Genomic DNA, 14,876 nt, shown 5'->3' with positions numbered 1-14,876 from the left:
CGGTGTCCGACCCGCGCCCCGGTGGGGGCTGAGCGCGCAGTTCCCCGCGCCCCTAAAAAACGCGTGCCCAGCGGCGCAAAGGGCAGCTCACCCGCTCGCGGGAAAAACGGGCGCCCTCGGCGCAAAGGGCAGCTCACCCGCTCGCGGGAAAAACGGGCGCCCTCGGCGCAAGGGGCGGCTCGCGCGCGGGTGAGGATGGGGGGTATGACGAGGATCCACGGGGAGGCCGCTCCCCGATTCGGCGGCGTCGAAGCCGCATTCGCGGAGAACTTCAGGGAGCGCGGGGACGTCGGCGCCGCGTTGTGCGTGTATGTCGGCGGGGAGCCGGTCGTCGATGTGTGGGGCGGTCTCGCCGACGCGGCGGCGGGGCGGCCGTGGCAGCGGGACACCCTCCAGCTCGTGTACTCCGCGACGAAGGGCGTGGTCGCGACCGCCGCCCATATGCTCGCCGAGCGCGGCGCGCTGGACCTCGACGCGCCGGTCGCCGACTACTGGCCCGAATTCGCCGCCCACGGCAAGGGCCGCCTCCCGGTGCGCTGGCTGCTCTCGCACCGCGCGGGCCTCGTCGCGCTCGACACGCCCGTGCCGCTCGCGGACGCGCTCGCGTGGACGCCGATGGTGGAGGCGCTGGCCGCGCAGAAGCCGCAGTGGGAGCCGGGGACGGCGCACGGTTACCACGGGCGGACGTTCGGGTGGCTGGTCGGCGAGGTGATCCGCCGGGTGTCGGGGCGTACGCCGGGGCGGTTCGTCGCCGAGGAGATCGCGGCGCCGCTGGGCGGGCTGGACTTCCACATCGGCCTGCCGCCGGCCGCGCGGGAGCGGGTGAGCGTCATGTCGTACCCCGCGCCGGAGGTCGATCTCGCGTCGCTGCCGCCGGAGTCGCTGCCCGCGGAGATCCGTACGGCGGTGGCGATGTGGGCGGATCCGGGGTCGCTGGCGAACCGCGCGTTCGCGGTGACGGACCCGGCGGACGTGGACTTCGGGTCGGTGGAGGTGCAGGCCGCGGAGGTCCCGTCGTCGAACGGCATCGGCACCGCCCGCGCGCTCGCGCGGATGTACGCGGCGCTGGTCGGCGAGGTGGACGGGGTGCGGCTGCTGGCGCCGGGGACGGTGGCGGCGGCGACCGTGCAGCAGTCGTCGGGGCCCGACCTGGTCACGGGGCTGCCGAGCCGTTTCGGTTCGGGCTTCCAACTGCCGACCCTGCTCAGCCCGTTGACCGGCCCCGCCGCCTTCGGGCACCAGGGGCGGGGCGGTTCGCTGGCCTTCGCCGACCCCGAACGGGGGTTGGCGTTCTGCTACGTGGTGAACCGCATCGTGGAGCGCGCCGACGACCGGCGGGCCGCGACGCTGGTCAACGCGGTGCGTGCCGCGCTGAGGTGACCGTCACGTCCGGCGGGGCGGCGGTGGCCCACAGGTCGGCGTTGCCCGCGACGAGGACGCGGCCGCCCGCGAGGGTGACGGCGGTGGTCGGCGGGTTCTCGGAGCAGCCGAGGCCGCCGCGCCGCCACTTCGCGGTGTCGGCGGTGCCGTCCCCGATCCACACGGTGGCGCAGTAGACCGAGCGGTCCTCGGGCTTGGACTTGGGCCGGGCGGCGGTGCCGACGAGTACGGGGTGCCCGGCGCCGTCCACGGTCGCGGTGACGATCTGGCCGCTGCCCATCGCGTCGTTGTCGACGCGTGTCCAGTGCAGGCCGTCGGTGCTGGTGAGGACGTACGGCAGGGAGTCGTAGACCGCTCCCTTCGCCGCGCGGCCGCCCACCGCGTACCACCGCCCGGACGCGTGCAGGACGTCGCGGATCTGGGTGCCCGGGGGTGTGCCGGTGACCTGGCCCGCGATCCAGCTCGTGCCGGAGTCCGTGCTGTACCAGAACGGCAGGGTGCCCGCGTCCGTGTGGTAGTCGTAGGCGTTGTCGGCCTCCATGCCGACGGCGACGACTCGCGTGCCGTCCACCGCCAACCCGCCTACAGGGGTGGGGGGTTGCAGCCCGTTCAGGGTCGGCAGCGGCACCCGCCGCACGGTGCGCCCGCCGTCGTCGGAGGCGAGGACGTACGGCGTTTCGACCTTGCTGACGTACTCCCCGCCGCCGATGAGCAGCCGGTCGCCCACCGTGACGGCGGTGTTGACCGAGGCGTCGTCGGACGTCTCCTGCGCCGGGTCGGTGCGGAAGGTCAACGGCAGGGTGGCCAGGGTCGTTTGGGAGCCGTCCGGTTCCTGGCGGGTGATGGTGCCGCCGATGCCGAGGACGGAGCCGCCGGTCCACGGCACCGCGACCTCGGCGCGCAGACCGCCGCCGCGCCAGCCGCTGCGCATCGAGTACGGCTTGTCGTCCTCCTTCGCCTGCCCCGGTCGCGGGGTGATCGCGAAGGACGTACAGCCCTTGGAAGCGGCCCAGTTGACGTCCACGTACTGGTATCCGTTGGCGTACGTGCCGATGCCGAAGGCGCAGTTGCCCAGCGGGACGAGCTGCCGCAGGCCCTCGCCCGGGGCCACGTACGCCTTCTCGTTACCGTAGTCCTGCGCGGCGTACTCGACGGCGTTCGCGTACCGGGTGAAGCCCAGCTTCGTCGCGCTCGTGTCGCCGCCCCCGCCGCGTTCGGTCCCGCACCCGGTCAGTGTCGCCGCGGCGCACGCCGTGAGGCCCGCGAGGACCGCGAGCCGCCCCCCTCGTCGTGTCATGCGGTCCACGCTAGCCGAGCGGTTCCGGCATCCGCCCCGGGGATAGCCTCCTGTCATGACCAGCACCTACACCCCCGCGGCGGACGCCGAGGTCGCGGCCGCCGCCGCCAAGGCGGGCGCCGACGTGGTCCGCGCGCTGTACGGGACGCGGCTGGACCGCGTGGACAAGGGCGGCGGCGACTTCGCGACCGCCGCGGACATCGAGGCGGAGAAGACGATCCTGGGCGTCGTCCGCGCCGCCCGCCCCGACGACGCCTTCCTCGGCGAAGAGTTCGGGCGGCAGGGCGGCGCGGCGGGCACCCAGCGCGAATGGCTCGTCGACCCGCTGTGCGGCACGCTCAACTACGCGTCCGGCACGATGCTGGTGGCCGTCAACGTCGCGCTGCGCGGCGGGGCCGCGGCCGTCGCCGACCCCTTCGCGGGCGAGGTGTTCTGCACGGACGGCGGCACGGCCTGGCTCCGCACCAACGGCGCCGTCTCCGCGCCCCTGGAGCCGTCGGCCGCGACCCGCCTCGTCGATGTCAACCTCGACCCGCTGGCCCGCGGCCCGTACGGCTTCCGGGCCCTCGACATGATGGCCGACCCCGCGTTCGACCAGCACTTCCGCACCCGCGTCGGCTCCACGTCGCTGGCCCTCGCGTGGGTCGCCGCGGGCCGCCGCGCCGCCTACGTCACCGACGGCGGCGACATGGCCTCCAGCGTCCACTTCGCCGCGGGCATCGCCCTGTGCCGGGCCGCGGGCTGCGTGGTGACCGCCCTGGACGGCTCCCCCCTCGGCCCCACCACCCGCGGCCTCCTCGCGGCGGCGGACGCCCCCACCCACACCCGGCTGCTCGGCATCATCGCGGCGACCCACTGAGCCCCGGCCCCGCGCCGGCGGGGCGATCGTGGTCAGGGGGTCAGGGCCAGGCGGCCGAAGACCTCGCCCGCGTCCATGGCGTGGTGGGCCGACGCTGCCTGCGCCAGGGGCAGGACGGCGTGGACGACGGGGAGGAGTTCGCCGCGGGCGGCCTCGGCGAAGTGGGCGGTGCGGACGGTGCGGCGGTCGGGGGCGGGGACGGTGTCGGAGCTGAAGGTCGCGAAGGAGAGGGATTTGCGGAAGGCGGCCATCAGGTGGGTGCCGAAGTCCGCGGGCGGGGGCCCCGCGACCACGCCGACGCAGACGTAGCGGCCGTTGGGGGCGAGGCGGTCGAGGAAGTCGGGGAGGCGGGGGCCGCCCACGACGTCGATCACCACGTCGAAGTCGGCCGGTGCGCCGGGGCCGCCGCCCGCGCCGGAGCGGTCCAGGACGTGGGTGGCGCCCAGCGCGCGCAGCCGGGCGCCGCGTTCGGGCGAGGCGGTGGTGACGGCGACCGCCGAGGCGCCGCCCCGGGCCGCGAGCTGGACGGCCAGGACGCCGATACCGCCCGCCGCGCCGCGTACGAGCACCCGCTCGCCGGGGCCGGAACGCGCACGGCTCAGGGCGAAGTGGGCGACCACGCCGCTGCCGCCCAGAGTGACCGCGTCGACGGCGGTCAGGGCGTCGGGCAGCGGGAGGACGTCCTCGACCGCGGCGACGGCGTGCTCGGCGTACCCGCCCGACAGGCCGGTGAACGCCCACACCCGGCGTCCCGTCCACGAGGCGTCCACGCCCTCGCCGACGGCCGTGACCCTTCCCGCGACCTCGCTGCCGAGCAGGTGGCCCTCCCGGAAACCGTAGGCGCCGAGCGTGCCCCGGCGGATGACGGCGTCCACACCGCCCACCCCGATCGCCTCGGCGGCGACCCGTACCTGCCCCGGACCGGGTACGGGCACGGGAAGGTCGACGACCTCCAGCCCGGTGGGGTCCCCGAACGTCCTGACGACGACGGCTTTCATCGCATGCTCCGGCTTCTGCTCGTACGGATCGGCCTTACCGCTGCCGGAACGTAACGGCCGGGCGCGGCCCGCTGGCTAAAGTGGGAGGGCATGACGGCCCATGTGTCTCACGTGCTGCGCTCGGACGCCCGGGACAACCGCGCCCGCATCCTGGCGGCCGCGCGGACGGTCTTCGCCGAGGCGGGCCTGGGCGCGCCCGTACGGGAGGTGGCCCGGCACGCGGAGGTCGGCCCGGCCACGCTCTACCGGCACTTCCCGACCAAGCGGGAGCTGATCCACGCGGCGTACGCCGACCAGCGGCGGGCCTGCCGGGAGGTGGTCCGCGACGCCCTCGCCGACCCCGACCCGTGGCGCGGATTCCGCGGTGTGGTGACGCGGATCTGCGAACTGCACGCCCACAGCCGGGGGTTCGCGGACGTCTTCGCGGCGGCCTTCCCCGAGGCCATGGACTTCGCGGCGGAGCGCGAGCAGACCCTGCGCGCGGTCGGTGAGCTGACCCGCCGCGCGCAGCGGACGGGCGCGCTGCGCCCCGACTTCGTCGTCGACGACCTGATCCTGATGCTCATGGCGCACCGCGGCGCGCAGGACACCCCGCCCGCCGTCCGCCTCGCGGCGTCCCGCCGCTTCGCCGCCTACGTGATCGAGGCGTTCCGTGCCGCGCCGCCGTCGCCGCCGCTCCCGCGGGCCCCGCGCCTGCACGCGGGACCGCCGCGGGCCGGGGGGTCTTGACAACTCCCGCTGCCCGCCACGTACGTTCGTCCCGCACCGTCAACACGGATCACGCGGCCCGGGACGTCCCCGGGGCCGCGGAGCAGTGCCCGGCCCTCGGGGCCCGGCCGATCGGAGTGGTCGTGAAGGGTTCGCGCGTCGTACCGGCCGGGGTCGCGGTTCCGCGGCCCGGCTGTACGAAGCGTCGGCACGTCGACCTGTGCCGTACCCACACCGCGCTCTGTCGCTGACGCACCGCCGTCCCTGACGGCGCCCCTCCCCCGTTTTCCGCTCGCGCGCCGCCGTGCCCGCGAGCCCCGGCGGCCGCCCGCGCCCGCGCGCGCACCGCCGACGCCGAACCCCAGGCCCAGCCCCAGCTCCATGACGCCACCGGTGCCCCCGGCACCGGCCGAGAAGGGACGCCCCCGTGAGCGCGAAACCTCCCAGGACGCTGAAGACCGTGACCGGAGCCGGCGGTGTGTCGGAGACGTACGACCTCGCGCTCGACCCGCAGCGGTCCACCCTCGACACCGCGCTGCGGGTCGCGGCGCTCGCCGAGGCCGCGCGGATCGACGCGCTGTTCACCGCCGACCTGCTGAGCTTCGGCGCGCAGGGCGCGATCGGCTCGCAGGAGGCGCTGGTGTTCGTGTCCGCGCTCAGCGCGGTGACCTCGCGGATCGGCCTGATCGCGACCGTGTCGAGCACCTTCCACCACCCGTACAACCTGGCGCGGCTGTTCGGCACGCTCGACCACGTCAGCAACGGGCGGGCGGCGTGGAACCTGGTGACGTCCTCGCTCGGCGAGGAGAACTTCGGGCCCGGCGGACTGCCGAGCCCGGAGGAGCGGTACGCGCGCGCCGCCGAGACGCTGGACGTCGTCAACGCGCTGTGGGACAGCTGGCGGCCGGGCGCGCTGACCCGCGGGCCGGACGGCACCGCGGTGCTGAACCCTGCGAAGGTACGGCCCATCGACCACCACGGGCGCCACTTCTCGGTGGCGGGCCCGCTGAACATCCCGCCGCTGCCGCAGGGCCGCCCGGTGCAGTTCCAGGCCGGGCAGTCCGACGCGGGCCGCACGCTGGGCGCGCGGTACGCCGAGGTGGTGTTCACCTCGCTGCCCACGCTGGACGTCGCGCTCGACTTCACCCGCAAGATCCGCGGCCAGGCTGAGGAGTTCGGCCGGCCCGGCGGGCTGCCGCTGATCTTCAGCTCCTTCCACGCCACCTACGGCGCCACGGAGGAGGAGGCGCGGCGGCTGGTGCGCGAGCGGCGCGAGGCGATCGACTTCGAACGCGGCCGCGCCCAGGTGGCCGACATGCTCGGCGGCGGCCTCGACCTCTCCGGGCTGCCGCTGGACGCGAAGCTGCCCGAGAGCCTGCTGCCGGACGTCACATCGGTGAACCGGCGGCGCGGACGCGTCGACATCTTCGCCGGGTACGCACGGCAGGGCTACACGCTGCGCGAACTGATCGTCGCCGCGCAGGACACCGGCCACTGGGCGGCCGCGGGCACACCGGAGCAGCTGGCCGACGCGGTGGAGGAGCGCTTCAGGGCCGGGGTGCTCGACGTCGTCCTCGTCGGCGGGCTCGACGACCCGCGCCAGCACGACTTCGCCGTCAACGGCCTCCTGCACGAGCTGCGCAAACGGAAGATCGTCGCCGCCGACTACGCCGGTACGACGCTGCGCGAGAACCTCGGCCTCGACCTGCCGCCCGCGGGCACCTGACCGCCCCGCCCCCCGAAGAACCCCTCCCACCCCACCACGAAAGGCTTCGCCATGCCCGTCGAATTCCTCGGTATCGCCGCCACCAACGACGGCTCCGAGACCACCGCACGCAGCGGCTCCTCCTTCGACAAGGACTACACGCTGCGGCTGGCCCGCGCCCACGAGGACCACGGCTGGGACCGGGTGCTGTTCGCGTACAGCTCCGCCTCGCCGGAGCCGGGCACCGCGGCGGCGTACCTCGCGGCGCGCACCGAGCGCCTGCAGATCCTGCTGGCGCACCGCCCCAACGTGTCCTACCCGACCTTCGCGGCACGGGAGTTCGCGACCCTCGACCAGATCAGCGAGGGCCGCCTCGCGGTGCACTTCATCACCGGCGGCAGCGACCACGAGCAGCAGCGCGAGGGCGACGTGCTGGCCAAGGACGAGCGCTACGCGCGCACCCGGGAGTACATCGAGATCGTCAAGCGGGTGTGGACCGAGCACGAGGCGTTCGACCACGAGGGCGCGCACTACCGCTTCCACGACTACGTCTCCGACGTCTTCCCGGTCCGGCAGCCGCACCCCGACATCTCGTTCGGCGGATCGTCGCCCGCCGCGTACGCAGCCGGTGGCGCGGTCGCCGACATCTACGCGCTGTGGGGCGAGCCGCTGGCGGAGACCGCCCAGCAGATCGCGGCGGTCAAGGCCGCCGCGCTGGCCGCGGGCCGCAGCACCCCGCCGCGGATCCAGGTCGCCTTCCGGCCGATCGTCGCCGCGACGGAGGAACTGGCCTGGGAGAAGGCGGACCGCACGGTCGGCGCCATCGAGCGGCGCAAGGCGGCGGGCACGTGGCGGCGGCGCGGCGGCGACGCCCCGCAGAACACCGGCTCGCAGCGGCTGATCGGCATCGCCGAGCAGGGCGAGCGCTACGACCGCGCGCTGTGGACCCGCACCGCCGCGGTCACGGGTGGCGCGGGCAACTCCAACGCCCTGGTCGGCACCCCGGAGACGGTCGCCCAGGCGCTGCTGGACTACATCGACCTCGGCGTCGACATCATCTCGGCCCGCGGCTACGACCTGCTCGGCGACGCCATCGACTTCGGCCGCCACGTCATCCCGCTGGTCCGCGCGGAGGTCGCCCGCCGGGACGCCGAACGGGCGGCGAAGGACGCGCGGGAGGCCCGGCCGGTGGCGGAAGCGGCGCAGCGGTGACGGCGGCGCCGGAAACGACGGCGGGCCCCGCCGGGCCCCGCGTCGAACTGCGGGTGGCGACGCTGGCGGACCCGCTGGCCCAGCCGCTGCTGCGGGAGCTGGAGTACGAGTACACCACCCGCTACCCCTCGCCCGGCGGGGCCGGGCGGGAGCTGGCGCGCTACCCGGTGGAGGAGTTCGAGCCGCGGCGCGGCGGGCTGCTGCTCCTGCTGCTGCGGGACGGCGAACCGGTCGCGGGCGGCGCCTTCCGCCGCTTCGACGAGCGGACCGCGGAGCTCAAACGCATCTGGACGCACAGCGGGCACCGCCGCCAGGGGCTGGGGCGGCGCGTGGTGGCCGCGCTGGAACGGGCCGCCGCCGAGGCCGGCTACCGGCGGGTCTACCTGACCACCGGGACGCGCCAGCCGGAGGCCCGCGGCCTGTACCTGGTCACCGGCTACACCCCGCTGTTCGACGTCACCGCCGACCCCGGGTCGCTGACCGGCCCGCTGCCCTTCGCCAAGCGGCTGGTGGGCGACGAGCCGATCCGCCCGGACGAGTTCCCGCCGCCACGCCGCCACCCGTACCCGCCCGGGGCCGGGTCCGGGTCCGACCTGCCGCGTACCGACCCCGGGGCCCGTTCACCGGGGGAAAGGACGCGGTGACACGGCCTCACACCACGTTGACGCGACCGCAAAGCGCGTTGACACAGCCTTCATGAACCTGCAAAAACCACCGCCTTGCCCCGCTCGTCGCCGCGGAGCTACGTTTTGTGCCGCGGCCGCACCGTGTCGGACCGCGACATTCGACGAGCGCGGAACGGGCGGGCGGCATGTGCCGCCGGGTGGGGGTGGCGGGGGATGGCCGAGCGGCCGACATCGCTGTCCTGCGGCAAGCCCTCCGCCTTCCGCGGCTGCTGCCGCCGGCATGTCGACCTCGGGCGCATAGCCGCCGCCCTCTGTCCGGGGCAGCCCGCCGGTCACTGAGCCGGGCCGCCGGTCACCGAGCCGGCCGCCCGGCCCCCTCCGCCGTACCGCGGTCCGCCCGGCCCGCGCCGCGGCGCCCTCCCGCTGATCCCCGGCAGCACGCCACGCCCGCGCCCCGCGTGCGTACGTCCACGCGTACGCACGCGGTGCCGCCTTCCCCGGCCGTGGCACCGGGCCGTCCCGCCAACCGATCCCAGGATGTGCGAACGATGAGTGACGACCTTCCCGCTTCCCCCGAGCCCGAGCCCGACCACGAGCCCGACCACGACCACGAGCCCGACCGCGAGCCCACTCCCGAACCCGCCGCCGAGTCCGCTCCCGGGCCCGGAGGCGGCACCCCGCTCGTCGAGGCGAACGTCGATCTCGACGACGCCTCCGGCCTCTCGCGCCGCCGCCTGCTCTCGCTCGGCGGTGTCGGCCTCGGCGTCGCGGCCGCCGCGGGCCTGGGCAGCTGGGCCTTCCTGCGGCGCGGCGGGGCCGACGACAGCAAGGCGGACGGCCTGACCGTCACCAAGTCCTGGGCGGGCCGCCAGATCCGGTTGACCGCGCCCAGCGGTGTCTGCGACGCGCCGCTGATCGCCGCGTACGAGAACGGCTTCTTCAAGGAGGCGGGACTCGACGTCGTCCTGAAGAAGACCGGTACGGACGAGGACGTCGCCGCGGCGGTCGGCTCCGGCAAGTACACCGCGAGCAACGGGATCTTCTTCAACTTCCTCGGCCCCATCTACAACGGCGCCCCCGTCAAGCTGTCCGGCGGCCTGCACCACGGCTGCCTCGACCTCTACGTGCGCAACGACGGCTCCGTGGCCTCCGTCGCCGCCCTCAAGGGCCGCCGGATCGGCGTCAGCAACCTCCAGGGCTCGGCCACCAACTTCTTCTCCCTCGACCTGCTGGACGCCGGGATCAACTCCAGCCCGGCCGCCAAGCAGGTCGAATGGGTGGTCATCGAGCAGGACCTGCTGCCCAAGGCGCTCAAGGACGGCAAGGTCGACGCCATCGCGACGGCGGGCGGCTTCCTGCCGATCATCCAGGGCGTCAAGGACGGCTGGGCGCGCGAGGTGTCGAACAACCGCGACCTCAGCCGCAACGCCTCGTACCCGTGCTGCGCGGTCGCCCTCAACCAGACCTTCGTCTCCGAGGACCCGGTCACCGCCGCCAAGCTCGTCAACGCGTGGGCGCGCGGCTCGCGCTGGGTGGGGAGCAACCTGGAGAAGACCGCCGAGATCGAGTCCGCGAAGAACTACGTCCCCGACAAGCCCGCGAACATCCTCCCGGTGCTGCGCACCCTCACCTTCGACCCGTCGCCCAGGAACCTCCAGGAGGCCCTGCGGCCGGGCATCGCGAAGTTCATCCACACCGGCTTCCTGCCGTCGGCCACCGATGCCGCAGCGCTGGCCGACAAGGTCTTCGTCAACCTCGGCCTGGACTTCTGAGGACGCCCGTGACCACCACCCCGCTCACCGGCCCGCCCGCGGCAGCCCCCGAGGCGCGGCCGGCCGCCCCACCCCCGGCGGAGAAGACCGTGCAGGGCGCCGCCCGTATCCACGCCGCCCTGCAGAAGACCACCCACCCGGTCCGTATCAACCCCGTCATCACCGCGGCCGGCATCCTCGGCTGGGCCGCTTTCGGCGTGCTCACCTGGACGCTGTCCGACAGCCCCCGGCTGCCGCCGCCCGACCTCGCCGCCGTCCGGCACACCACGCCCTTCACCGCGGTCACCGGGCTGGCCGTCGCCGGTCTGGCCGCCGTGTTCTGGGCGGTGGCCGCGACCGGCGGGCGGCTCGGGGCGCGCGCGGCGGCCCGGGTCGCGCACGGTTCGCCCTGGCTGGTCGGTTCCGCGGCCTGGGCGGTCTTCTGGGAGCTGTCCACCGCGAAGACGCAGGCGCTCGAAACGCCGTACTTCGCCGCCCCGCAGGAGATCTTCGAGCACCTGTGGAGCGACCGGCGGATCCTCGCCGAGAGCCTGGGCAACTCCCTCCAGCTGCTCGCGCTCGGTTTCGTGCTCGGCCTGGTCGCGGGCCTCGCCACGGGCGTGATGATCGGCTGGTGGCAGCAGGCCAATTACTGGGTGCACCCGGTGCTGATGTTCCTCGGGCCCGTGCCCACACTGGCCTGGGTCCCGGTGATCTTCGCGCTCTTCCCGAGCGCCTACAGCGGGGCGGTCTTCCTGATCGCGGTCAGCGTGTGGTTCCCCATCACCGTCCTGACCAGGGCGGGCATCGTGAGCGTGCCGCGCTCGTACTACGACGTCACGCAGACCCTGGGCGCCAGGAGCTGGTTCCTGGTGCTGCGGGTGAGCCTGCCGGCCGCGCTGCCGAGCATCTTCACCGGTGCCTTCATGGCGCTCGGCTCGTCCTTCGTGAGCCTCACCGTGGCGGAGAACTTCGGCGTCAACTCCGGGCTCGGCTGGTACCTCAACTGGCAGAAGGGCTGGGGCGACTTCCCCGCGCTGTACGCGGGCATCGTCGTCCTCGTCGGTGTCTGCGGCCTGCTGCTGACCCTGCTGTTCCGGCTGCGCGGCTGGGTGCTGCGCTGGGAGAAGGAGCTGACCCGATGGTGACCGGCCACGGCGCCGCCGTCGACATCCGCAACGTCACCCAGGCCTTCCGCGCCGCCGACGGCGACCTCGCGGTCCTCGACGACATCTCGCTGTCGGTACGGCCGGGCGAGTTCGTCGCCCTGGTCGGGCCGAGCGGCTCGGGCAAGTCGACGCTGATCCGGCTGCTCGCCGGGCTCGACCGGCCGCTGTTCGGCACCGTGCAGGTCGGCGGCGCCCGGGTGACCGGGCCCGACCCGAGCCGCGCGCTGGTCTTCCAGGACCCGACGCTGCTGCCCTGGCGGACGGTCCGCGGCAACGTGGCGATCGGGCCGCAGGCCCGCCGCGCCCTGGCGTCCTCCCGGCAGCGCATCGACGACGCGCTCGCGCTCGTCGGCCTGACCGACTTCGCCGACGCCTGGCCCGCGCAGCTGTCCGGCGGCATGGCGCAACGGGCCGCGCTGGCCCGCGCGCTGGTCAACGACCCCTCGGTGCTGCTGCTCGACGAACCGCTGGGCAAGCTCGACGCGCTGACCCGCCGGGTGCTCCAGGGCGAGCTGCTGCGGCTGTGGCAGGAACGGGGCTTCACCGCGGTCCTCATCACCCACGACGTCAGCGAGGCGCTGGTGCTCGCCGACCGGCTGGTGGTGCTGTCGCCGCGGCCCGCCCGTATCCGCGAGGTCGTCGAGGTCGGGCTCGACCGCCCGCGCGAGCAGTCCGCCCCCGCGTTCGTCGCCCTGCGCGCGCGGATCCTCGCGCTGCTCGACGAGGAGGCCACCACGCAGCCCGACGAGCTCGAAGAGACAGGACGGACCTGATGACGTACGCCAGAGCGATCGCCGGTACGGCCGGGGCCGCGGCCCTGCTGCTCGCGGCGGCCTGGCCGGCCGCCGCGCACGTCACCGTGACGGCGTCGGACACGACGGGCGGCGGCAGCGCCGTGCTCACCTTCAAGGTGCCCGTCGAGTCGCAGACCGCCCGCACGGTGGGGCTGACCGTGCACCTGCCGGCCGCCACCCCGCTGACCTCGGTGCTGAGCGAGCCCGTGCCCGGCTGGCGCGTGCAGCTCACCCGTAGCGCCCTCGCGACGCCGGGCAAGGACGACGACGGGCGGGCCGTCACCTCGGCCGTCACCGCGGTGACCTGGACGGCGACCGGGGAGGGGCTGGCGCCGGGGCAGTTCGGGCGGTTCTCGCTGTCGGTGGGCCCGCTGCCCGCCCACGGCACGCTCTACCTGCCGACCGTGCAGCGCTACTCCGACGGCACCGAGGTCGACTGGGTGCAGCAGGCGCAGGGCGGCGCCGAGCCCGAGCACCCGGCGCCCAGCGTGACCGTCACCCCGGCGGCGGCCCCCGGCGCGTCCTCGCCGGAGAGCGCGGCGGACTCCGGGCGCGGCACCTGGCTCGGCGTCACCGGCATCGTGCTGGCCCTGGGGGCGGGGGCGGTGGGCGGCGCCGCGCTGACCAGGGCCCGCCGCCCCGCGGCCGTACCGCCCGCGGCCGAGGCGAGCAGCCGGGAGCCGGAGCGTACGTCTTCGTGACCGGGCCCTGGAGGCGGCGCTGCGCGCTCACCCTCCTCGCCCTGCTCGGCGCCCTGACCGGCCTGGTGCGGACGGCGCCGCCCGCCGCCGCGCACGCGTACACGGTCGCCACCAGCCCTGCGAACGGTGCGCGGGTCGCCGCGCCCCCGACGCAGGTGCGGGTGACCTTCGACGAGCCCGTCACGCTGCCCGCCGCACAGCACCCGGCCGGGGTGGTGGACGCGGCGGGCCGGGAGGTCGGCTCCGGCCCGGTGCGGCTCACCGGCGGCCACCGCACCCTGGTCATCGGGCTGCGGGCCGGGCTCGCCAAGGGCACGTACATCGCCAGCTGGTCGGTCGTCTCCGCCGACACCCACCCGGTGGGCGGCTCGATCGAGTTCGGCTACGGCGTGCCCGCGCAGGCCGCCGCCGCCCCGCCCGCCCCGCGGCCCAGCGCCGGGCTGCAACTGCTGGCCGGAGCCGTCAAGGGCCTGCTCTACCTGGGACTCGTCGCCGCCTTCGGCCTGCTGCCCGCCGGACTCGTGCTCGGCGCCGACCCCGGCGAGCGCCGGCTGCTGCGCCGGGCCGCCGCCGCGGGCCTGCTGCTGGCGCTGCTCGCCTCGGCGCTCCAGGTGGTGGCGCAGTACCTGTGGGACGCCTCCGCGGTGCCGGGCGGCGCGACCTGGACGGGCCTGCGCGCCTTCGCCGGATCGGGCTACGCGCGGGCGGTGTACGTACGGGCCGGGCTGCTCGCGGCGGCCCTCGCGCTGCTGCCGCGGCTGCGCGCCGCCGGGGGGACGGTGCTCGCGCTCGCCGCGCTGGCCACCGTGGTCCGCAACGGGCACGGCGGTACGGGCGCGTGGTGGCACTTCCCGCTCACGCTGGCCCACGTGGCGGCCGTCACGGCATGGCTGGGCGGCCTCGCCGTCCTCGGCTGGCTGCTGCTGCGGCGCCGCCTGACCCCCGCCCGGCTCGCCCGGCTGCCCCGCTGGTCGCGTTACGCGGCGTCCGCCGTCGCCGTGCTGGCGCTCACCGGCCTGGTCCAGGCGCTGGTCCAGGTGCGGTACGTGCCCGCGCTGGTGGGCACGACCTACGGGTGGATACTCCTGGTGAAGCTCGCACTCGTGGCCGGGGCCCTGCTGCTGGGGTGGCGCGGCCACCGCTGGGTGGGCCGCCGGGGTACCGGTCCGGACACCGTGCCGCCGGGGGAGACCGCGCGGCTGCGCGGGCGGGTACGGGCCGAGGCCGGGATCGGCGCGGTGATCGTCGTCGTCTCCGGTGTGCTGTCCTCCGTCGCGCCCGCGGCCGCCGCGTACGCCCCGGCCAGGGTCGTGCACACGGTGGCCGGCCCGTACACCGTGACCTTCGAGGTCGCGCCCGCCCGGCGCGGCCCGCAGAGCTTCCGGGTGACCGCGCGGGGCGCGAGCGACGCCACCGCGCTGCCGCGGTCGGTGCAGCTCGACGTCGGGCAGGGCGCCGGGGGCGTCCGGGACGTGCGGGTCGCCTTCCCGTACCGGCTGCCGGGTCCGGTCCTTCCGGGCCGGGCCACGGCGTTCACCTTCGTCAGCTCCTCGGTCGTCGTCCCCGCCGCGGGACGCTGGACCGCGACACTCACCGTCGTCGCCGGTCCGACCGAGCAGTACACCACCGCACTCCACTACCGGGTCCTGTGAACCGCCCGCCCCGGCGCACCGCCT

13 protein-coding genes are annotated in these 14,876 nt (G+C 75.3%); 11 read left to right on the top strand and 2 right to left on the bottom strand.

The window, feature by feature from the left end; all coding sequences use genetic code 11:
• The first annotated feature begins 204 nt into the window (after window positions 1–204).
• Window positions 205–1,380 (top strand): serine hydrolase domain-containing protein, encoded by a 1,176-nt coding sequence (locus ACWERV_RS00420; protein ID WP_452926830.1) that lies wholly within the window; start codon window positions 205–207, stop codon window positions 1,378–1,380.
• Here ACWERV_RS00420 and ACWERV_RS00415 read toward each other — a convergent pair.
• Entirely contained in the window at window positions 1,352–2,677 is a 1,326-nt protein-coding gene (locus ACWERV_RS00415) for a WD40/YVTN/BNR-like repeat-containing protein (protein WP_452926827.1), read from the bottom strand. The genes ACWERV_RS00420 and ACWERV_RS00415 overlap by 29 nt on opposite strands.
• Before the next feature lie 55 nt (window positions 2,678–2,732).
• Between ACWERV_RS00415 and ACWERV_RS00410 the strand changes: the two genes are divergently transcribed.
• Entirely contained in the window at window positions 2,733–3,536 is an 804-nt protein-coding gene (locus tag ACWERV_RS00410) for an inositol monophosphatase family protein (RefSeq protein ID WP_452926823.1), read from the top strand.
• A 32-nt stretch (window positions 3,537–3,568) separates the two neighbouring features.
• On the opposite strand, the gene ACWERV_RS00405 is transcribed toward ACWERV_RS00410, so the two are convergent.
• Window positions 3,569–4,534 carry a zinc-binding dehydrogenase gene (locus tag ACWERV_RS00405; protein WP_452926820.1) on the bottom strand — a complete coding sequence of 322 codons (966 nt, stop codon included), beginning with the start codon at window positions 4,532–4,534 and terminating at the stop codon, window positions 3,569–3,571.
• Window positions 4,535–4,624: 90 nt separating this feature from the next.
• On the opposite strand from ACWERV_RS00405, the gene ACWERV_RS00400 reads away from it, so the two are divergent.
• From ACWERV_RS00400 to ACWERV_RS00360, 9 genes are all read left to right on the top strand, one after another.
• Window positions 4,625–5,263 (top strand): TetR/AcrR family transcriptional regulator, encoded by a 639-nt coding sequence (locus ACWERV_RS00400; protein WP_452926817.1) that lies wholly within the window; start codon window positions 4,625–4,627, stop codon window positions 5,261–5,263.
• 406 nt (window positions 5,264–5,669) lie between these two features.
• The gene (locus ACWERV_RS00395; RefSeq protein WP_452926815.1) at window positions 5,670–6,968 is read left to right on the top strand and encodes an NtaA/DmoA family FMN-dependent monooxygenase; all 1,299 of its coding nucleotides are present in this window, start codon (window positions 5,670–5,672) and stop codon (window positions 6,966–6,968) included.
• 51 nt (window positions 6,969–7,019) lie between these two features.
• Window positions 7,020–8,159 carry an LLM class flavin-dependent oxidoreductase gene (locus ACWERV_RS00390; RefSeq protein ID WP_452926812.1) on the top strand — a complete coding sequence of 380 codons (1,140 nt, stop codon included), beginning with the start codon at window positions 7,020–7,022 and terminating at the stop codon, window positions 8,157–8,159.
• Window positions 8,156–8,803 (top strand): GNAT family N-acetyltransferase, encoded by a 648-nt coding sequence (locus ACWERV_RS00385; RefSeq protein WP_452926809.1) that lies wholly within the window; start codon window positions 8,156–8,158, stop codon window positions 8,801–8,803. Before ACWERV_RS00390 ends, ACWERV_RS00385 begins: the two co-directional genes overlap by 4 nt.
• A gap of 530 nt (window positions 8,804–9,333) precedes the next feature.
• Window positions 9,334–10,557, top strand: coding sequence for an ABC transporter substrate-binding protein (locus ACWERV_RS00380; RefSeq protein WP_452926807.1), 1,224 nt, complete (start codon window positions 9,334–9,336; stop codon window positions 10,555–10,557).
• Between the two features lie 8 nt (window positions 10,558–10,565).
• A complete protein-coding gene (locus tag ACWERV_RS00375) occupies window positions 10,566–11,684 on the top strand; it encodes an ABC transporter permease (protein WP_452926804.1) in 1,119 nt (372 codons plus the stop codon).
• Complete coding sequence (locus tag ACWERV_RS00370; RefSeq protein WP_452926802.1) at window positions 11,678–12,478, top strand: ABC transporter ATP-binding protein; 801 nt, start codon at window positions 11,678–11,680, stop codon at window positions 12,476–12,478. Before ACWERV_RS00375 ends, ACWERV_RS00370 begins: the two co-directional genes overlap by 7 nt.
• Window positions 12,478–13,200, top strand: coding sequence for a YcnI family protein (locus tag ACWERV_RS00365; protein WP_452926799.1), 723 nt, complete (start codon window positions 12,478–12,480; stop codon window positions 13,198–13,200). Before ACWERV_RS00370 ends, ACWERV_RS00365 begins: the two co-directional genes overlap by 1 nt.
• Window positions 13,197–14,852: a copper resistance CopC/CopD family protein gene (locus tag ACWERV_RS00360; protein ID WP_452926796.1), complete on the top strand. Its 1,656-nt coding sequence runs from the start codon at window positions 13,197–13,199 to the stop codon at window positions 14,850–14,852. Before ACWERV_RS00365 ends, ACWERV_RS00360 begins: the two co-directional genes overlap by 4 nt.
• Window positions 14,853–14,876 lie beyond the last annotated feature (24 nt).

This window comes from Streptomyces sp. NPDC004031 (assembly GCF_053604375.1).
The sequence above is the reverse complement of the archived record's forward strand: the minus strand, read 5'-3'. Positions and strand labels throughout refer to the sequence as shown.